Below are 18,617 nucleotides of genomic sequence, written 5' to 3' on the forward strand. Positions count from 1 at the left end.
GAGCTCTCCCCGTCGTTCGGTTCCACCATGACCAGAGGGCGCGACCGCACCGATGCGCAGGATAGTGCTGGACATGGCGAGCCAGGTCATGCCGCTGGCCAGCAACCTGATCGACCGTGTCATCCTGACTGCGGTAATGGTCCGCATCTGGGGCATCACCGGGTTCGAATATTGGTCGATCCTGATGGCGGCGGTGACGATCTTCTCGATCATCGACATGGGATCGCAGATCAGTTTCAGCAACAAGATGGCGGAAGCCGCGCATGCCGGCGCGAAGGATCAGGCAGTGCGCATCTACGCCGAATCCAACATGATCTTCCTCGGCCTTGCCGCGAGCGTCATGGGCCTGACCCTGCTGGTCGCGCTGGTGCCCCCGGTACAGCAGTTGATGGGCCTGCCCGCCCCGCTCGGCGCGCGCGACCAGATTGCGGTGCTCGCGCTGGGCTTTGCAGTAGCCGGGCGAATGGCCATGTCGAACCAGGCCGGGGTGTACCGCGCCAATTCCGCCTTTGCGCGCGGCACGACGCTGATCGCGGGGATCGACCTGCTGCGCGTGGCGCTGACGCTTGGCACGCTCGCATTCGGGCTCGATCTGATGGCGGCGGCGCTGGCGACTGCGGCGTCGGTGGTCATCGGCAACATGCTGATGATGTCGCTCGATATCGCCCGCCGCTTTCCGCTGTTCCGCTATCGCGTCGCGCGTCCGACACCGTTTTCGACCAAGGGGCAGCTGCGACTTGGCCTGCTCTACAGCGTCGGCTTCATCCCGTCGGTCGTGATGGTGCAGCTTCCGGTCCTGCTGATCGGATCGAATGCCGGCGCCACCACCGGCATTCTGGCCAGCTATGTGCTGCTGCGGACGCTCAGCAATTTCCTGCGCACGGCGATTTCCAAATTCACCTTCGTGCTGGCGATGGAGCTGGCGCGATTGAAGACGCAGAAGCGCGACGATCTGTTCGATTCGACATATCGACTGGTCACTCGCGCCGTTGCCTGTCTGTTCGGGCTGATGGCCGGTATGCTGCTCGGCTTCGGGCCTGACCTGATGCAACTATGGGTGGGTAAGGCCGAGCTGTTCGATCCGCTGATCCTGCTGCTGATGCTGTCGCCGCTGGTGGTGACACCAACGGTCCAGATTGCCTCCCCCTATCTGACCTTTGCCAGCCGCCCCGGTCCGGTGGCAAAAGCGGTCCTGCTGCAGAGCGCTGCCGCCGCGCTGCTGGCGGTGGCGCTACCGATCGACAATATCGCGATCCGGCTGACCGTCGCGGTCTATTGCACCGAATTGTTCCCGCTTGCGCTGGTCATCCTGCGTGCCGTGCATACGCGCTGGTCGCTGCAGACGCTGTGGGACGAGGCGAGTGCGACGGCGCTTGCGATCGGCCTGCTCGTGGCAAGCTATGGCGCCAGCGTGGCGATCCGCCCGCTGCTTGACGGACAGGTCATGACTCTTGCGGGGGGCGCCCTGATCGGCGCCGCATTCGGGCTGGCGGTGCTGGCCGGATTCTACCGCCCGTTTACGCAATGGAAGGCGAACCGATGACGAGCGATACGGACCTGCCCCTGATTTCGGTGGTGTTCGTCACCTATAATCGCGCCCATACGCTGGTCGCGACCTATGAGACGTTTCTTGCGTTCACCGATTATCCGCGCGACCGGCTGGAGCTGATCCTCGCCGACGATGCGAGCGACGGCTATACCCAGCGTATCCTGGCGCAGATTCCGTTCGACAAGCGCGCGGTGGCGGCGCGCAATTCCGGGCTTGGCGCCAACCAGAATCGCGGCATCCGTGCGGCGAGCGGCGACTATATCCTGATGATGCAGGACGACTGGCTGATGGTCGGGCGTCGCGACTATCTGCGCGTGGCGGTGCAGGCGCTGCAGGAGAATCCCGATCTTGGCCTGATCCTGTTCCGCGACCGTGCCGAGCTGGACGTGGCGGAGGAGCGCCAGGTCGCCGGCCACCGGCTGGTCCTGCCCGCGCTGGGCACCGACGATGTCGCGACCATGGGGGTGCATCAGGGCACCTATTCGGACAATCCGCACCTCAAGCGGCGCGAATTCCATGAAGTCATCGGCCTGTATCAGGAAGGCGTGCCGATGACGCGGATGGAGCTGGCCATGTCGCGCGCGGTGGCGGCGCAGAGCCGCTTCAAGGTCGCGTCGATCGACGGGTTCGAGGTGTTTCGCCATATCGGCGACCGCTTCACCTTCAACCCGGCCGAACGGCGCTGGCAGCTCGAGCAGCGGATCGCGCGCTGGCCGGGCGGGACGCTGGCGCTGACCATCGCCAAGCGTATTCGCCGGCTGCTACGCGGCGGCTGAGCCGCGTTCGATCAGCGCGACGATCTCTGCCGCACGCGCATCCATGCTGTGATCGCGCCAGGCGCGTGCATGACCGGCGCGCGCCATCGCCATGCGCTCTGCCGGATGCGCCAGATAATGGACGACGCGTTCGACCAGTTGCTCGGGGGTGGCGAAGCTGTCGAACTCGGTCCCGTGATCGAACAGGCCACGCACCTCGGCATTGTCGATATGCAGCATGAAGCCGCCCGCAGCCGGAATTTCGAAGGTCCGGGTCGACACCAGATCCTGCCAGCCGCTCGCGGTCGCCGGTCCCATGTGCAGCGCGATGTTGATCTTGCTGACCCCGATCTCGCGCGAATAGAAATCGCCGGCCATCGCGCGGCCAAGGATGTGCGGTTCGATCGCGGTGCCCGCCGCGACGTCGCTCCAGCGATGGCCGATCACGAACTTGCGCGCGTGCGCAAGCGCTGGGGCTTCGAACAGCGGCAGCAGCCAGTCGCGCTTATAGGGCGAGGCATTGCCGATATAGACGATGTCGCGCTCGAACCCGGCATCGCTGTCGGGCACCGCCACGGCGCGGTGCGCCAGCGGCGAGAAGCCGTGATGGACCAGCGCCACGCGATCCGCGCCGATCATCGTGCGCAACGTGTCGAGGTGAAAGCTCTTGGTGGTCGCGACCAGATCGTAACCGCGCAGGCGCTCGCGATCGAACCCGGCATATTCGAATTCGAAATCGGGATAATAGTTGACCGTGCGCACGCCGCGCGCGCGCAACGCGTCAAGTGTCGCGACGTCGATCTCGCCACCCTTGACGGTGAGCATCACCGACGCGTCGTGATCGATCGCCGATTGCAGGATGGCGCGGTTATATTCGCGCCGCTGCATCGGCCCCAGCAGCCGCCCCGCCGCGCGCGCCGCCAGCGAACGGCCGCGCGGGGAATAATGATGGACATCGACCTCATCGACCGCCCAGCCCTGTTCGCGAAAGCCCTGGGCGAGGGAGCGTCCATTGGCGCCGAACCAGAATTCGGTCGCAAAGACCGCGCGCCGGTTCATCCGCGCCGCCCGCGCAGGCCCGCGATCATGGCGCGGCGAATGCCGTCGATGCTGCGCTGGACGTCAAGCTCGTCAAAGATCGCCAGCGAGCGCGCGGACATGTGTGCGCGCTTGGCCGGATCGCCCGCCAGTTCGCCGATTTGCGCCGACAGCGCATCGATATCGGCCACCGGGAAGATCAGCGCATTGTCACCGGCGCGCGCAATGTCGGTCGGGCCTTCCGCACCGATCCGGTCGCTGAGCAGCATCGGCAGGCCAAGGCAGGCGGCCTCGGAACAGATCAGCGGGTGCGGATCGGCCTCGGACGGGTGGACCAGCATGTCGCACCCCGCATAGATCGACGGTAGCCGGTCGACATTGACGAAGCCGAGGAAATGCGCGGGCGCGCCGCCGCGTGTCGCCGCCGCCTGCATCGCTGCCATCTCTTCGCCATTGCCGGCGAACACGGCGTGGACCAACGGGCCGCCGGCATCGCGCAGGCGCGTGACGGCGGCAAGCAGGTCGGCGGGGCGCTTGCGCGGCGACAATTTGCCGACGAACAGCGCCAGGATCGCGTCATCGGCCAGTCCCAGCTCGCCCCGCAACGCCGCGCGCGCCGCGTCCTTCTGGGTCAGCTGCGCGCGATACCGTTCTTCGTCGATGGTAAAGGGCGAGCGGAAGATACGGTCCGCCGGCACGCCATAATGGCGGTAATAGGCTTCGTTGCAGTCGCCAACCGACAGGAAATTGTCGATCCGCGCATAGATTTGCGGGATCATCGCCGCCTTGATCCGCCCCAGCAGGCCGGTGCGCGGGCGGCGCAGCTCGCTGTCGCTGATCATCATCGCGTTGCGGCGGTTGCGCCGCGCCCAATGGATCGCGCGCAGCGCATTGGCCTGCGCATAGCCATAGATCATCACCGCATCGGGGCCGAACGCATCAAGCGCGGCGGCAAGACCGGGGGAGTTGATCGAGCGAAAATCGACCGTCGTGATCGCGTCGGCGCCGGGCAGGAATACGTGGTCATAGCCCGACAGCATGTCCATCGACCAGGCGATCTGCGTCTTCATCTCCGGGTCGTAATAGCTTTGCAGGCCGATCCGGCTGGCAAAGAACACGCGCAGTTCGATATCCGCGGTCGCGGCGAGCGCGCGGTACAGCGGCACAAAATGCTGGATCGGGTGCGAAACCACGATCGCGAGGCGCCGGCGCCCCGCGCTGGAAACCTGGCTCACGGCCGCGTCGCCTCCACGAACACGCTCTCGGGCGCACGCTCGGCGAGGTCGAGCGCGCCCGGATCGGGGATGCGGCTTTCGCCGGCGGGCATCACCGCGACATCGGCAAAGCCGGCCTCGGCCAGCGTCTTCGCCAGCGACGGACCGTTATACATCCACAGATGATGCCGCTCACCGACGATCAGGTAGCGCAGCTTCTGGAGCAGCCCCTGCGGCGGCTCGCTCGCCATCATCAGGCCCGCGATCAGTCCGTCGGCGTCGCCCGTCTCGCGATAGATGCCGACATGATAATCGACGTCCGGCACCGCGATGCGCAGGATACCGCCCGGCCGCAGCGCGCGCTTTGCCTCGTCGAGGAAGCGGGCAACCTCGGCGCGGGTCATGTGCTCGACCATATGGCTGGTATAGATCACCTCGGCCGTGCCATCGGCCAGCGGCAGGCGCCCGGCGGCGTTGGCGTGGCGAATGTCGTGATCGCGGATCGCCTGGACATAGGTCTCCTTGCCGCGGAACATCCCCGCCGCACGCATCACCGCGCCCAGCAGCGGGTTGCGCACCCCACGAATGGTCCAGCTATTGTCGAGGTTCAGCCAGCCGGGGGTCGGCGTCGCGCCGCATCCGATATTGACCCGTTGCCCGTTCATCGCGCTTCTCCCCTCAACTCCGCATCGCGGGTCATCACCTGAGTCACCACCGGCGCCAGTTCGACATCGGTCGCATAGACGAACCGGATGAACCGCGCATGCAGCCCCCGCAGCATGTAGCGCAGTGCACGCACCGCGTCGCGCGCAACGCTGCCCGACGACACCCGCGCGGTCGCGCCATAGCGGATCGTCCGCAGGCCGGTGCCCGCCGCATATTGATCGATCTTTGCGCGCGACAGGGCGACGATATGCGTCGCGTCGGCGTGCAGCGGGTCCAGCCCGAACGGGCTTTGCCCATTGGGATAGCGCAGCACGAGCACGCCGCCGGGCCGCAATGCGCGGGCAATCGCCGCGAGCTTGGCCGGGATCGTGGCCGGGTCGAGATGCTCGAACACATCGAACGCGACGACGGCATCGAGGCTGTTAGCGGCCAACGCGCCCTGCGCCTCGAAATCGGGAGCGACCAGCGGAATTTGCGCCGCCTGTGCCGCGGCGACCGATGCCGGCGTGATTTCCGCCCCCATCACCCGCGCGCCCTTGTCGCGCGCCCAGCCGAGAAAGGCGCCGCTGCCAAACCCGATCTCGAGAATGTCGAGCCCGGCCGGGTTGCGGCCCAGCTCCGCCGCGTAATAGCGCCCCTCCTCCGCATTCCAGCGGAACGGTTCGCCCCAGCCCTTCCAGGCGTCATAATCGGCGTACAGCGCGCTCGTCTCGCTCATCGTCCCCCCGCAAGCTCATGATATAGCGCGCGCATCTGCGCCAGCGCCGGGCTGGCCGCGACAAACCCCTCCGCGACCGCGCGCGCGCCGTCACGCCATTGCTGCGCGGTGGCCGCGTCCATCGCCGCAAGCCGATCGATCGCAGCGGCAAGCGCAGCGACGTCGGCGAGCGGCAGGTCGAATCCCGCCCGGCGCGCGGCAAGATCACGCCACGGCGTCTTGTCACCGATCACCACCGGGGTGCCGGCGGCGAGCGATTCGAAGATGCCATGCCCGAAATTCTCGCTGAGCGACGGCATCAGCATCAGGTCCTGCCGGGCCATCGTCGCGGCGACCGCGCTGTTGGCGATCTCCCCCATCGCGACGGCTTCGACATGCGATGGCAGCGCCGCGATCAGCGCGGTGCAGCTGCGCCAATAGTCCGCATCCTGCACCGGCCCGTAAATCTCGAACCGCACCGGCGCCCTGACCTGTGCCAGCGCGCGCAGCGCGATATCGACGCCTTTCACCGGCGAGATGCGACCGACAAAGGCAATGCGGAAGCGTTCGTCCGTGCGGCGCGCCACCGCGGGGGGCAGCGGGAAAATCGCGCGCGCGTTCGGGATCAGTTCGATGCGGTGGCGCGGAAAGGCGCGGCGCAGATCGGCGAGCTCGGCGTCGCTGGTGGCATGAAGCACCACATTGCTGAGCAGTCCCGCCCCGTTCGCGACGGCACGGTAAATCTGCTTCTTGAGCGCACCCAACCCCAGCGCCTCGTCCGAAAACTCGCCGCGCGGCGACAGCAATACACCCTGGGGCGGGCGCCGCAGGCGGCGACGGACCAGCGCGGGAATGGTGAACTCCCGGTCGTGATAGCCATTGAGGTGCAGCACGTCGTGCGGTGTCGTATCGAGTAACGCGCCCAGCCCCTGCGCACCGCGCCGCCCGATCGGCAGGTACCGCGCCCGGGCAAAGCCGATGTCATGCCACCGATCGTGCGATGGCGGCGTGACGCTTGCCGCATCGGCGCCCAGCGGCAGGTCGCGCGCGACCATCAGGAACTCGAAATCCGCCCCCAGTTCGCTCGCCATCGAGCGGAAGCTGGTGTTCGGCCCCGAACTGTCATTGCCCGGCCAGTAGCAGCCGAGCAGGTTGAGGATCACGGGCCGCGTCACCGGATCAGCCGATCGTCACTGATGACCATGTTGTAGCGGTCCTTGAGCCAGGGCAGGAACGACTCCCGGCCATGCTGCGCAATCTGGCGCTGCGCCTCGTCGATCTTGGCGTCGATCAGCATGAACAGCCAGAATCCGTGCATGAAATGCCATACGAACCCGGTCCGCCCGTCGAGAAAACCGAGCCGGAAAAAATACCGGTAGATGAAGTAGAGGACGCTGCGCAGATAGAGCGGCGCGCCGCCGAACACATCCTCGCGCAGCACGCGCTTCCATCGCGCACGACGCTCGGTCGGGCGCGGTTCGGCGGCGATCACCCCGATGCTGCGCCCGACGAAATCGACCATGTGGCGGGTGGCGTAGTTGTTGTGCTTGGCGGTCCAGTCGCCGATCGTGCCGAGATTCTCGTCGACGAAATCGCCGTCGGTGATCGTCACGCTGTCCCCGTGGCGCAGCCGGATATGCTCATCCATCCAGCGCTGCTCGACATAGGCGCTGCCGGTGCGCCAGACGCGCAGCAGATAGACGGGATAATAGGTGCCGTGGCGGATCCAGCGGCCGCGAAAGATCATCTTGCGGCGCAACACCACGCCCTGCACCGTATCGGGCAGCTGCGGCAGGCGCGCGTGCAGCGTCGCGATCAGCTCGGGCTCGCAGTATTCGTCGGCGTCGAGGCGAATCGTCCAGGCGCTCGTCACCGCGACCGTGTCGAGCGCCCATTGGAACTGGTCGGCCTGATTGACGAAGGGTCGCTGCAGCACCTCCGCCCCGAGGTCGCGCGCGATCTCGACCGTGCGATCGGTCGAGAAGCTGTCGACCACGACGATCCGCTCGACCAGCGGCCATAGCCGCTCGATGCACCGCGCAATGTGCAGTTCCTCATTGAAGGTGAGGATGATCGCGGTGATCGATGGCTTGGCGACGGGTTCCATTCAGTCGCTGATCCCGGCGAGGTCGAGCGTCGCGGCGGACACCGCGATCAGCGTGTCGAGCGCCACCGGTGCCGGTGCCCCGTTGCGCGCGGCGTCGTAGAACGCCTTGACCAGCGCCGCCTGCCCCTTGTCCTGCGCGCTCGCCGACACGGTGCGGGTCTTGCCGCCCTGGGTGATATGCAGCTTGCGGAAATCGTCGAGCCGGACGACCACGCCGCGCCCGAACGCCTCGACATATTCCTTGGGCAGCGACGGATCGCCCATCGATGCGTAGAGGATCGTGCCGACCGAGCCGTCGGCAAAGCGGATCACGGCCGCGAGGCTGTCGCTGACCCCGTCGGGGGACACACCCTCGACGCTCACCGGATCGGCACCGCACAGCGCGCTCAGCGTGTCGACGAAGTGGCAGACCTCGCCCACGATGCGCCCGCCGCCCTCGCTGCCATGCACCCAGCTGTCGCCGGGGATATGACCGGCGTTGATGCGATACTGCATCACCAGCGGCCCGCCGCTGCGCGCCAGCACGTCGCGCGCCTCACGCACCATCGGCGCGAACCGGCGGTTGAAGCCGACCGCGAGCACACCCGGAGCCGCATCCGCCGCCACCGCGACGTCGGCCAGCTGCGCATGGGTCATCGCCAGCGGCTTTTCGACAAAGACATGCTTGCCGGCGTTGAGCGCCTGGATCGTCAGCGCGGCATGGCTGTCATGGCGGGTCGCGACGAACACGCAATCGGTCGTGGCGTCGTCGAGCAGCGCGCGCGCATCGGTCGAGGCCTCGGCAAAGCCATAGCGCTCGGCGGCGGAGTGTGCGGAGATGCCGGTCGAGGTCACGACCTTGGTCAGCCGCGTTTCCCCCGCCTTTTGCAGCGCGGGGAGCAGCACCGACTTGGCATAATTGCCAAAGCCGATGAATCCGCTGCCGCGCGCATCCCCGGCTGCCGCCGTGGCTACCGCAACCGTGCGCTCGGGCGCGCCTGGTTGCGCATCATAGGTCAGCAGGATCGCAAGATACGGCTCGTCACCGTCCATCATCGCATAGGCGGCTTCCGCCTCAGCAATGGGGAAGCGATGCGTGACCAGCTTCGACGGGGTCACCCGACCCGCCGCGATCAGCTCGAGAAACGCCTCCATGTTGCGCTGCTCGGTCCAGCGGACATAGGCGATCGGGTAATCATGCCCGTCGACCTCATAGGCCGGATCGTAGCGCCCGGGGCCGTAGGACATCGACAGGCGCAGATCGAGTTCGCGCTTGTAGAAAGGCTCGCGGTCCATCGCCATGCCGGTCAGCCCGACCATGACCACACGGCCCTTCATGCGGCTGATCTCGGCGGCCTTGTTGAGCGGGTCGCTCGACTTGCTCGATGCCGTGACGATCACCGCGTCGGCGCCATGGCCGCCGGTGAACGCCGCGACCGCATCGTCCAGATCGCCGGTGACGGCGCGATCCGCGCCCATCTCCTCTGCCAGCTTCGCGCGCGCCGGGTTGGGATCGAACCCCAAAACGCGGCAGCCATTGGCCTTGAGCAGCTGCACGGTCAGCTGACCGATCAGGCCCAGCCCCAGCACCACGACGCGCTCGCCCAGCGTCGGCGCGGTGACGCGAACGCCCTGCAGCGCGATCGCGCCGAGCGTCACGAAGCTCGCATCCTCGTCGGACACGCCGTCCGGGATGCGCACCGTCAGATTCTTGGGGACCGCATTGAATTCGGCGTGATTGGCAACGCCCGCCCCGGCACAGGCAACGCGGTCGCCGACGGCAAAACCACCGGCATCGCTGCCCGTCTCGATCACTTCGCCGGCACAGCTATAGCCCAGCGGGATCGGCGTATCGAGCTTGGCGAACACCTTGCGCGCGGTCGGGATCAGCCCTTCCTGCCGCACCTTCTGCAGCGTCTTGCGCACCAGATCGGGGCGCGCCATCGCCTTGCCCGCCAGCGAGCTCTTGGCCAGATCGATGATCTGCTTTTCGGTGCCGGCGCTGATCAACGAAACCCGGGTCGCAACGAGGTTGCGGCCCCGCCCGGCACCCGGCGCGGGCGCATCAATCAGGCGCAGCGCACCGCTGCGGTAATTTTGTTCGACTTGCTTCACATTGCCCCGCTCAAATCATCTGCCGACAGGCCGATCGCGAACGCGCCATCGGCTGAACCCCCTGGCCAAGTCAAGCGCAGCCGGGTCGTCGGCATCCGGTGCCCCATGTCGGGCCACCATTCTGCCGTTTCGACCGTCAAGGACAGCGCGCTTTTGACGAAAATTGTGACGGTTTCGCGATGGATAGCCGCGCCACCCGCAATCAGTTCGACCCGGCAGTCGGGATGCAGCAACAGCCCGACACTGGCCGTCCGGTCGGTGGCGCCCATGATCCGGTCGCTCACATGGATGGCGCGCGGAGACGCCGCGATCCGGCGCACAACGACCGGCTTGCCGGGGAGCGCGGCATAGCCATCGTGCCGCCCCTCCAGCACAAAGCCGTCGTCGCGCGCTTCCCACCGGTCGACCCGCACGGTCGGGCGGCGGCCGCAACGGAACGCCCCGAAAAACTCCGCCTGATCGGCGCCGTCCAGGGCCAGCACCGCATGGGACGCGGCAGCGCGCGACTGGTCGCGGCGCGGGCCCGCGACATATTCATGCACGCCCTGATCGACGATGAAGCGCAATCCACCGGCCGACAGCTCGAAACTGCCGATATCGCCATGGGCATGGGCGGGAAGATCGTCGGGGCCAATCCGGCCCATGTCGGCGACGATCGACAGTTCCGGCCAGTGCGCTCCGAAATAGCCGGCATCGCGATAGGCGAATACGCGCTGCCGCCTCGCCCCACCGGCCAGCGCGGCGCATTCGCCGGGGGCGTAGCACATGGTGAGCCCGGCATCGTTGAACAGCGCCGGCGTGCCATCGGGATGGGCAAGGTCCGCGACCGCCTGTCCCATTGCCGCGATCGCACGATCCAGCGCGCCGCCCAGCGGGTCCCCGCCAAGCGCGTGCCGCGTCTCGATCAGATCGGCCAGGACCTGCGCATGATAGGAGGGTGAGCGTTCATAATGCACGCCGTCCGGCAGGATCTGGGCGCGAAGCTCCCGCGCCAGCAGGCGGATGGCGCGGGCACGCCACCCCTGCGCCTCGCGCCCGTCGAAGAACGCCGCGGCCCAGGCCAACGCCTTGATGTTCTTCATCAGATGGTTGCCGCCCAGATCACGCTCGAGATTGCGGATCAGGAAGCGCAGCTGCTGCACCAGCGACGCGGCAATGTCGGCGGTCCACGCGCCCTCCGGCCGGTGCCGCGCCAAGAACTGCATCCAACACAGCACCCGCAGCGACAGCGTGTAGCTGTTCCAGCTGTCATGCCAGAAGCCCGGCCGATAGGGCGGGTTGGCCGCAATCCACTGGCGGATCAGCGCAAGCCCGTCTTCGGCGCCCAGCTCCTCGAGATACTCCATATAATGGAGGTTCATGCGCCACAGCTGGTCGCGCGGTCCCGGTCCGGGCAGCGCCCAGTCGACCGGATCGCCAACGGCGAGGCTGCGCCCGATAAAGGTGAAGCACCAGCCGGCATCGGTGCGCGCGACCATGCCGTCGCGCGGGGCGAAGACCGGAGCCGGCGGGGCCGCTGTCAGCAGCGGCATGGGGCCTTCGAGCGACGGTGGCGCGCGCAGCGCAAGCCGGCGCGACAGGGTCAGCCATCCACGCCAAGCCAGCTTTTCCACCGGCATATGGCGCGCAAAGGCGATCGAGCGACGCAGACGATCGATCATCGCTGCGCCCCGACCAGTGCCTCCACCTCCGCCAGATAGGCGAGCGCCAGCTTCTCGCGGTCGAACTCCGCCTCGACATGCGCCCGCCCGCTCGCGCCCAGCCGCGCTGCCAGCGCCGGATCGCTCGCGAGCTGCTCGACGGCGGCGGCGAGCTCAGCCCCGCTTTCCGGCGTGATCGCGATACCGGCTCCGCCCGCCTCCATCAGCGCGCGCGCCTCGCCTTCGACCCCCAGGACCATCGGGATTCGCAGCGCCATCGCCTCGAACATCTTCGACGGGATCACGCTCTTGAACGTGTCCAGCCCGCGCAGCAGGACCAGCGCGGCATCGCTCGCGCTCCATACCACCGGCATCATCGCCTTGGGCTGCTGCCCCAGCATGACGATGTTGGACAGGCCACGCCGCGCTGCTTCGGCGGTCAGTCGCTCCTTCTCGGCGCCTGCCCCGACCATCAGGAACACGATGTCGCCGCGATCGCGCAGCCGTTCGGCGGCATCGATGACGGCATCCAGCCCGTGCGCCATGCCGTGCGTCCCGACATAGGCGGCGACGAATTTCCCCTCCAACCCGTGCGCGGCGCGAAAGGCGGCGATCGCGTCCGGAGCGGCTGGCGTGAACAGCGACAGGTCGACGCCGTTCTTGACCACCGCGATCGGCCCGGCGGGGCGGCGCGCGCGGATATGCGTAACGAAGCTGTCGGTCACCGCGACCACCAGATCGGCCTTGCGGTAGGCATAGGCCTCGATCCGCTCGAGCGCGCGGATCAGCGCGCTGCGCTTCATCGCGCCGACGGCGATGATGCTCTCGGGCCACAGGTCGCGAATTTCGAGCACCCATGGGCGCCGGCGGCTGCGCAACATCCGGCCCGCCAGGCCGCAGAAGAATTGCGGCGAGGTCGAGATGACGACATCGGCGGGCGGCAGCCGCCAGCGCTGGAGCGCGACCGAAGCGAGATAGGAGACATAGTTGGCGATGCGTGGAAGAAACCCTTCATTCGCAGCGAGGAAGGTCCACAGCCGGATCACCTCGACCCCGTCGATGGTTTCGCGCTGGAACAACCGGTTGCGATAGCCGGGATAGAGCTGGCCCGCCGGGTGGTTGGGCGCGCAGGTCACGACCGTGACCTCGTGCCCCGCGCGGACCCAGGCGCGCGCCATTTCGGACCAGCGCGACGCCGGCGCATTCACCTCAGGCGAATAATAATGATTCAGGACCGTGATGCGCATCGTTCATTCCCCCCGGACGGCGCTTCAGGCTGCGTGCGGCAGGTTGCCGTCACCCAGCAGCGGGGCAAGAACGCGGGCAGACCAGTAACGCGAGTCGCTGCGATCGACGACGTGCCGCGCGCGTCCCCGCGCCCAGCTCATCACCGGCACGCTGAACCCGGTCTTGGGCCGGTTTAGCACGGCGTCGGGCAACGGCGTCGCCGGGGCGGTTGCCAGCACCGCCTTGCCCACGCCCGGGCGCAGCGCGTGCATCATCGGCGCCACCGCACCGAGCAGCGTGTAATCGACCAGCGGCACGCGAATCTCGAGCGAATGGGCCATCCCGGCCCAGTCGGCATCGCGCAGCAACTGGTTGCGCATGTACATCGCGGATTCGAGCGCCGCGACACGCCCGACATCGTGACCGGCATCGGGCGACAGCGCACGATCGATCAGCCCGAGCGGATCGAGCCGCGCCAGCCCTTCAGCCGCCAGCGCCGGATCCATCACGCCATCCAGCTCGAACGGCAGCAGCACTGCGCGACGCAACAGATAGGTCCCCGCCCAGCTTGCCGGCAGGTCGAACAGGCCCGCCGCCTTGGGGTTGCGGCGCAACAGGCCGGGGGCCAGCGTGCGCAGCAATGCCCGCGCCGCGCCTCCCGCAAAAGGAAGGCGGCTCAACGCGCCGAACCGGCGATGCGTCGCAGGCACAGTCTGGAAGGTGCTGTAGCCGGCGAGCAGTTCGTCCCCACCCAGCCCGGACAGCGCGACCTTCAGCCCGGCTTCGCGGATCGCCTTGCTGACGAACCAGCTGTTGATCCCGTCGACGCTGGGCTGATCCATGGCGTCGAAGATCGCGGGAAGGTCGGCGCGGAACTCGTCTGCGGTCACGGTACGGACATGGTGGCGCGCGCCATAGGTCGCCGCGCTGGCAGCAGCGAGCGCGGTTTCGTCGCTGTGCTGGCCTTCGAATTCCTCGAACCGCAAGGTCGCGGCCTGCGGCATCTGGCCGCAATCGTGCATCAGGCCGAGCACGGCGCCCGAATCCACCCCGCCCGACAGGAACACGCCAACCTCGACATCGGCGACCAGATGGTGGCGCACGCTGTCGCGCAACGCCGCATGGATCGCGTCGCGATCAAGCGGCTGGCGCCCGGCGGCGGCGATGCACCCGGCGACCGGTGCAAAGGGTTCAGCCGCGCCGACACCGCGCGTGTCCACCACCATGCGGTGCCCGGCAGGGACAGCGGAAATGGCGCGGTACAGGGTGAAGGGCTCGGGCACCGAGCCGAACAGGTGAAATCCCGCCAACCCGGCCGGATCGATGTCGCGCGACACGGCAGGGTCGGCAAGCAGCGCCTTGACCTGCGAGGCAAAGCGCAGAACGCCGTCAGCAACGCTCACATAGAGCGGCTTGATCCCATAGGGGTCGCGCGCCAGCAACAACCGCTGACGTTCGGAGTCCCAGATCGCAATCGCGAACATCCCGCGTAGCCGGTCGAGCATGGCATCGCCGTCGCGGGCATAAAGCGCGAGCAGAACTTCGGTGTCGGAATGGCCGCGAAAGCGAACGCCCTGTTCCTCGAGCTCGGCCTGGAGCGCGGCGTAATTGTAGATTTCGCCGTTGAAGACGATGGCATGGCGTCCATCGCCACTCAGCATCGGCTGCGCGCCCGCGTCCGACAAATCGATGATCGACAGGCGGCGATGGGCAAAGCCGACGCGGCGATCGTCGCTGGTCCACAGTCCGGCGCCATCGGGACCGCGCAGGCGCATCCGGTCGCGGATCGCGGTCAGCGCGTCGATCGACGGCGGAACAGCCGAATCACGAAAGGCGAAATAGCCGGCAATGCCGCACATCACGCGCCTCCGTGGGTCAGCAGCAGCGGACGCGCCCGCGCCGCCTTGCCGCGCAACATCAGTTCATTGCCGAATGTCAGCAGGAAATGGGCGAAGATCGCGAACGGGATCATCGGCACGAAGTCGGTCACGATCAACCCGTCGATGCGCGACGCCACGCGGACTCCGATCAGCGAGATGAACAGCAGATGCCATGCCCCCGCCTGAAGCGTCGCGATCGCGTAGATCGACCACAGCGCATAAACGACGCCCATCAGCAGCGCGAACCCGACCACGCCGGCCCAGCCATAGTTCCAATAGCCCTCCGGCGGAATGCCCGGCGCGGACTGCGACTTGTCGTTGCCGGTGACCGCATAATTGAACTCGGCGAAGATCAGCGACATGTTGGGCTTGTCGGGATACAGGACGCGCGGGACGAGGATCAGGAACACATTTTCCATCGTCGTCCCGGGAATGCCCTGATCATATTGCGAGATCGCGAAACTGCCGGCGGTAATGTAGGTCAGTCGCGCCCAGCCGCCCTGAAATTCGCCCTCGTCCTGATTGCCGACGCGCCAGTCGTAACGCGACGCGATGACGAGCGAGCGCGAGAAGGTCGTATCGATGCTGCCGGTATCGCGCGCTTCCTGCGAGCGCCCATAGGCAGCAAATGGCGTTGCCACCGAATAGACCAGGAACAGCGCCACGCCGCCGACCAGCATGCGCGTCAGCGTCGCACGGTGGAACAGGACGCCGAGAAAGCTGAAGATCAGCGGGAACAGCAGCTCGGTCTTGTTGAACATCAGCAAGCCGAGCGTGGATTCGATCAGGATGAACGGAATTGCCGCGAAGAAGGGCCAGCGCTGGCGGGTCGACAGCGCATGATAGATCAGCAGCGGATAGGCGATGTAGGACAGCATCCCGAACAGCGCGATCGAGTTCGGCAGGGAGAACGGCACGCCCGTGACGAACGGGATCCAGATCGACGGGATCTTGATCGGCAGCGACAAGGCAAGGGCGAGCAAGCCGAACTGGCCCGCGTCGAGCGCCGATGGCTTGACCTTGAGCACGGGCCCTTCGCGTCGCCGCACATTCATGTCCACCAGCGCGCAAGACACCCGCGCGGCGAGCAGCATCGCCAGCGTGAAGACGCAGACGACGGCGTTATACTTGGTCATGTCGGCCGGGAAGACGGTGAAGAACCGGTCCAGCGCGCCGCGCGTCACGTCATTGGCAAAGAACGGGACGAGCGATCCGATGCCCGAAAAGGCGATGATCACGATCCGTACCCAGAACAACGGTGCCCACACCGCGCGCGCTTCGCGCCGGATCAGCGCGAGGGCGCCCAGCCCCATCGCGACCGACAACATGATCGGCGCCACGATGTTGATCCAGTGCGGCACGTCCGGTCCCAGGCTGACACCGATGAGCGTCAGGATGCTGGCGGCGAGCAGAACGCCCATCTCCCCCCAGCCCGGGCGCACTGCCGCAATCGGCGCGAGCCGGGTGGCATCGTCGGAGTTCAGGGGAGCGGTGCCGTAATTCATCGGTGGACGTTCGCCTGGCGGTGAGCAGGAGCCAAGTCCCTAGCTTCATTCAGGCAAGTGCGCCAGTATGCCCGGCGAAACTGTGACGCACTGCACAATTGTCGCGCGAGACGCATTGCTCTAGAGGGGCGGCGCGATCAATTTCCCGAATGCAAGTTTTTTTGATGGTTTTTTCCCTGTTTCGCCGCGCCGCCCCCCGGCCGTTGGCCGCGCCGCAGCAGGCGAGCGTGGACGCGGATCTGTGCGTTTATGCGATCGGCGACATCCACGGCCGCGACGACCTGTTCGCGCAATTGCTCGACCGGATCGAGCATGACATCGCCGCCCGCGCACCCGCGCGGGCACGGATCATCCTGCTCGGCGACCTGATCGACCGCGGCCCAGCATCGGCACAGGTGATCGATCGTTGCCTGACCCGCGACTGGGGGGGCATCGCGACCGACTTCATCGCGGGCAACCACGAAGAACTGATGCTGATGGCGCTGGGCGGCGACCTCGATGCGCTGCGCGTCTGGCGCCGGGCTGGCGGCGATGCGGCGATCCTGAGCTATGGCGTACCCGAGCGGGTTCTGGATCGCGGCATCGGAACCGAAATCCTGCGCGCGCTGACCGAACAGGTCCCGCAAACGCATCTCGCCTTTCTCAACGCGATGGTCGATCATGTCGCGATCGGCGATTACTGGTTCGTCCATGCCGGGATCAAGCCGGGCGTCCCGCTGGCGCAGCAGCGTCCGGAGCATCTGCGCTGGATCCGCAGCGAATTCCTGAACAGTCGTGCGCCGCACCCGGCCATCGTCGTCCATGGACACACGGTGACGCGCGACGTCGATGAACAGCGCAACCGGATCGGCATCGATACCGGCGCTTATGCCAGCGGGATGCTGACCGCGATCGCGCTGCAAGGCGGTGAGCGCTGGTACCTGCGCGCCGGCGCACCACGGGTGACGCCGGACACGTAAGGCGCGCGACGTTACTTCGCGCCGAACCCGCTGGTGACGGTCGCGACGGTGCGGAACAGGATCAGCAGGTCGAGCCAGGCCGAGAAGTTCTTGATGTAGAAGAAGTCGTAATGGAGCTTGAGGTGGACCGCGTTGAGGTCGGCAACATGCCCCTGGTTGACCTGTGCCCAGCCGCTGATCCCCGGACGCACGATGTGGCGGTAGCGGTAATGCGGGATCTCCGCTTCATACCATTCCGATAGCGGGATCGCCTCCGGACGCGGACCGATCCAGCTCATCTCGCCGCGCAGCACGTTGAACGCCTGCGGGAGTTCGTCGAGCCGGGTGCGACGCAGGAACCGGCCTAGCCGGGTGATGCGGTCATCATCGTCCTGCGTCACGCAATCGTCGCGATCCGCACTCTCGTCGCGCGGCCGCATGGTCCGGAACTTGATCACCGTGAACGGCTCGCCGCGAAACCCCATGCGCCGCTGCATGAAAAAGACCGGTCCGCGCGAATCCAGCCGGATGGCAAGCGCGATCAAGACCAGAAGCGGGATCAGCACCGGCAGGATGAACAAGGTACCGATCACGTCGATCACGCGCTTGAACTTCACATAGGCAAGGTTCGGCATCAGCGAACCGAAGCTGTTTTCCGACAGATGCTCGATCGCGACCCGCCCGGTCAGCGATTCGGCGATCTGCTTAACGTGGTAGACGACATGGCCGCGGATCGCGGCCTCGGCCAGCATGCGCTCCCACTGATCGGCGTGATCATGGCGCAGATCGGCAACGATCACGGCGCGGCGCACGGTCGGAACCTCGGCGCTGAGCAGCGGGATCCATTCGACTTCGGGCGTCTGATCGACCACCGACATGTTGCCCGCCGGCACGTAATAGAAACGCTGCGACGTCGCCTTGTCGAGGTGGAAACGCACGGCAAAGCTCACCGCCACCGCCACCAGCAGCGAAACCGCGAGGTACAGGCGGCTATAGTCGGCGCGCGCCAGGAACATCACCGCCACTGCCAGACCGTAGGAGGTCAGGAACGAGGGCAGGATGTAACCGAAAATCGTCGTACCCGGGAACGCCGAAACGCGCCGGAGGAGCAGCAGCCCGACCACCGCGCCAAAGCCAGCGGCGATCACGGCATAGTCGATCGGGCGTGAATCGATACCGGGCAGGAGATAGCGACCGAGCAGCGGCGCCGGCGCCATTACCGCCAGCGTGAACAGCAGCAGCACCTCGACGCGCAGCGATTCGAACAGGCTGTGACGCGAGCGGTGCGTGAGTTCGGCATACATCTT

Annotated in this window: 15 protein-coding genes; 3 read left to right on the forward strand and 12 right to left on the reverse strand. The window is 66.8% G+C overall.

Features of this window, described 5'->3' with window-relative positions:
• Positions 1-73 precede the first annotated feature (73 nt).
• Positions 74-1,543, forward strand: coding sequence for a hypothetical protein (locus J2Y54_RS06675; protein WP_310037998.1), 1,470 nt, complete (start codon positions 74-76; stop codon positions 1,541-1,543).
• On the forward strand, positions 1,540-2,325 hold the full coding sequence (locus J2Y54_RS06680) for a glycosyltransferase family 2 protein (RefSeq protein ID WP_310038001.1): 786 nt from the start codon (positions 1,540-1,542) through the stop codon (positions 2,323-2,325). The genes J2Y54_RS06675 and J2Y54_RS06680 overlap by 4 nt, the downstream gene beginning before the upstream one ends.
• On the opposite strand, the gene J2Y54_RS06685 is transcribed toward J2Y54_RS06680, so the two are convergent.
• From J2Y54_RS06685 to J2Y54_RS06735, 11 genes are read right to left on the reverse strand one after another with little or no spacing between them, the layout of a single operon-like run.
• Complete coding sequence (locus tag J2Y54_RS06685; RefSeq protein WP_310038002.1) at positions 2,311-3,363, reverse strand: glycosyltransferase; 1,053 nt, start codon at positions 3,361-3,363, stop codon at positions 2,311-2,313. The two genes, J2Y54_RS06680 and J2Y54_RS06685, sit on opposite strands and share 15 nt — an antisense overlap.
• The gene (locus tag J2Y54_RS06690; protein WP_310038003.1) at positions 3,360-4,577 is read right to left on the reverse strand and encodes a glycosyltransferase family 4 protein; all 1,218 of its coding nucleotides are present in this window, start codon (positions 4,575-4,577) and stop codon (positions 3,360-3,362) included. Before J2Y54_RS06690 ends, J2Y54_RS06685 begins: the two co-directional genes overlap by 4 nt.
• Positions 4,574-5,221 carry a methyltransferase domain-containing protein gene (locus tag J2Y54_RS06695; protein WP_310038004.1) on the reverse strand — a complete coding sequence of 216 codons (648 nt, stop codon included), beginning with the start codon at positions 5,219-5,221 and terminating at the stop codon, positions 4,574-4,576. Before J2Y54_RS06695 ends, J2Y54_RS06690 begins: the two co-directional genes overlap by 4 nt.
• Positions 5,218-5,940: a class I SAM-dependent methyltransferase gene (locus J2Y54_RS06700; protein ID WP_310038005.1), complete on the reverse strand. Its 723-nt coding sequence runs from the start codon at positions 5,938-5,940 to the stop codon at positions 5,218-5,220. The genes J2Y54_RS06695 and J2Y54_RS06700 overlap by 4 nt, the downstream gene beginning before the upstream one ends.
• Positions 5,937-7,094: a glycosyltransferase gene (locus J2Y54_RS06705; RefSeq protein ID WP_310038006.1), complete on the reverse strand. Its 1,158-nt coding sequence runs from the start codon at positions 7,092-7,094 to the stop codon at positions 5,937-5,939. The genes J2Y54_RS06700 and J2Y54_RS06705 overlap by 4 nt, the downstream gene beginning before the upstream one ends.
• Positions 7,091-8,026 carry a glycosyltransferase family 2 protein gene (locus J2Y54_RS06710; protein ID WP_310038007.1) on the reverse strand — a complete coding sequence of 312 codons (936 nt, stop codon included), beginning with the start codon at positions 8,024-8,026 and terminating at the stop codon, positions 7,091-7,093. Before J2Y54_RS06710 ends, J2Y54_RS06705 begins: the two co-directional genes overlap by 4 nt.
• Entirely contained in the window at positions 8,027-10,120 is a 2,094-nt protein-coding gene (locus J2Y54_RS06715) for a bi-domain-containing oxidoreductase (protein ID WP_310038008.1), read from the reverse strand. It abuts the gene before it with no gap.
• Positions 10,117-11,781, reverse strand: coding sequence for an alginate lyase family protein (locus J2Y54_RS06720; protein ID WP_310038009.1), 1,665 nt, complete (start codon positions 11,779-11,781; stop codon positions 10,117-10,119). Before J2Y54_RS06720 ends, J2Y54_RS06715 begins: the two co-directional genes overlap by 4 nt.
• Positions 11,778-13,007, reverse strand: coding sequence for a glycosyltransferase family 4 protein (locus J2Y54_RS06725; protein WP_310038012.1), 1,230 nt, complete (start codon positions 13,005-13,007; stop codon positions 11,778-11,780). The genes J2Y54_RS06720 and J2Y54_RS06725 overlap by 4 nt, the downstream gene beginning before the upstream one ends.
• Before the next feature lie 24 nt (positions 13,008-13,031).
• Positions 13,032-14,846 carry an asparagine synthase (glutamine-hydrolyzing) gene (gene asnB / locus J2Y54_RS06730; RefSeq protein ID WP_310038014.1) on the reverse strand — a complete coding sequence of 605 codons (1,815 nt, stop codon included), beginning with the start codon at positions 14,844-14,846 and terminating at the stop codon, positions 13,032-13,034.
• On the reverse strand, positions 14,846-16,372 hold the full coding sequence (locus J2Y54_RS06735) for a hypothetical protein (RefSeq protein ID WP_310038016.1): 1,527 nt from the start codon (positions 16,370-16,372) through the stop codon (positions 14,846-14,848). Before J2Y54_RS06735 ends, asnB begins: the two co-directional genes overlap by 1 nt.
• Before the next feature lie 164 nt (positions 16,373-16,536).
• Between J2Y54_RS06735 and J2Y54_RS06740 the strand changes: the two genes are divergently transcribed.
• Positions 16,537-17,331, forward strand: coding sequence for a metallophosphoesterase (locus J2Y54_RS06740; RefSeq protein WP_310038017.1), 795 nt, complete (start codon positions 16,537-16,539; stop codon positions 17,329-17,331).
• 11 nt (positions 17,332-17,342) lie between these two features.
• On the opposite strand, the gene J2Y54_RS06745 is transcribed toward J2Y54_RS06740, so the two are convergent.
• On the reverse strand, positions 17,343-18,614 hold the full coding sequence (locus J2Y54_RS06745; protein ID WP_310038490.1) for an exopolysaccharide biosynthesis polyprenyl glycosylphosphotransferase: 1,272 nt from the start codon (positions 18,612-18,614) through the stop codon (positions 17,343-17,345).
• Positions 18,615-18,617 lie beyond the last annotated feature (3 nt).

The sequence above is a fragment of the Sphingomonas sp. BE123 genome (assembly GCF_031456015.1).
Lineage (GTDB): Bacteria > Pseudomonadota > Alphaproteobacteria > Sphingomonadales > Sphingomonadaceae > Sphingomonas.

Coding starts and splice junctions, on each gene's coding strand:
- J2Y54_RS06675 (WP_310037998.1), top strand. CDS start 74: ATGGCGAGCCAGGTCATGCCGCTGGCCAGCAACCTGATCGACCGTGTC.
- J2Y54_RS06680 (WP_310038001.1), top strand. CDS start 1,540: ATGACGAGCGATACGGACCTGCCCCTGATTTCGGTGGTGTTCGTCACC.
- J2Y54_RS06685 (WP_310038002.1), bottom strand. CDS start 3,363: ATGAACCGGCGCGCGGTCTTTGCGACCGAATTCTGGTTCGGCGCCAAT.
- J2Y54_RS06695 (WP_310038004.1), bottom strand. CDS start 5,221: ATGAACGGGCAACGGGTCAATATCGGATGCGGCGCGACGCCGACCCCC.
- J2Y54_RS06700 (WP_310038005.1), bottom strand. CDS start 5,940: ATGAGCGAGACGAGCGCGCTGTACGCCGATTATGACGCCTGGAAGGGC.
- J2Y54_RS06710 (WP_310038007.1), bottom strand. CDS start 8,026: ATGGAACCCGTCGCCAAGCCATCGATCACCGCGATCATCCTCACCTTC.
- J2Y54_RS06720 (WP_310038009.1), bottom strand. CDS start 11,781: ATGATCGATCGTCTGCGTCGCTCGATCGCCTTTGCGCGCCATATGCCG.
- J2Y54_RS06725 (WP_310038012.1), bottom strand. CDS start 13,007: ATGCGCATCACGGTCCTGAATCATTATTATTCGCCTGAGGTGAATGCG.
- asnB (WP_310038014.1), bottom strand. CDS start 14,846: ATGTGCGGCATTGCCGGCTATTTCGCCTTTCGTGATTCGGCTGTTCCG.
- J2Y54_RS06735 (WP_310038016.1), bottom strand. CDS start 16,372: ATGAATTACGGCACCGCTCCCCTGAACTCCGACGATGCCACCCGGCTC.
- J2Y54_RS06740 (WP_310038017.1), top strand. CDS start 16,537: ATGGTTTTTTCCCTGTTTCGCCGCGCCGCCCCCCGGCCGTTGGCCGCG.
- J2Y54_RS06745 (WP_310038490.1), bottom strand. CDS start 18,614: ATGTATGCCGAACTCACGCACCGCTCGCGTCACAGCCTGTTCGAATCG.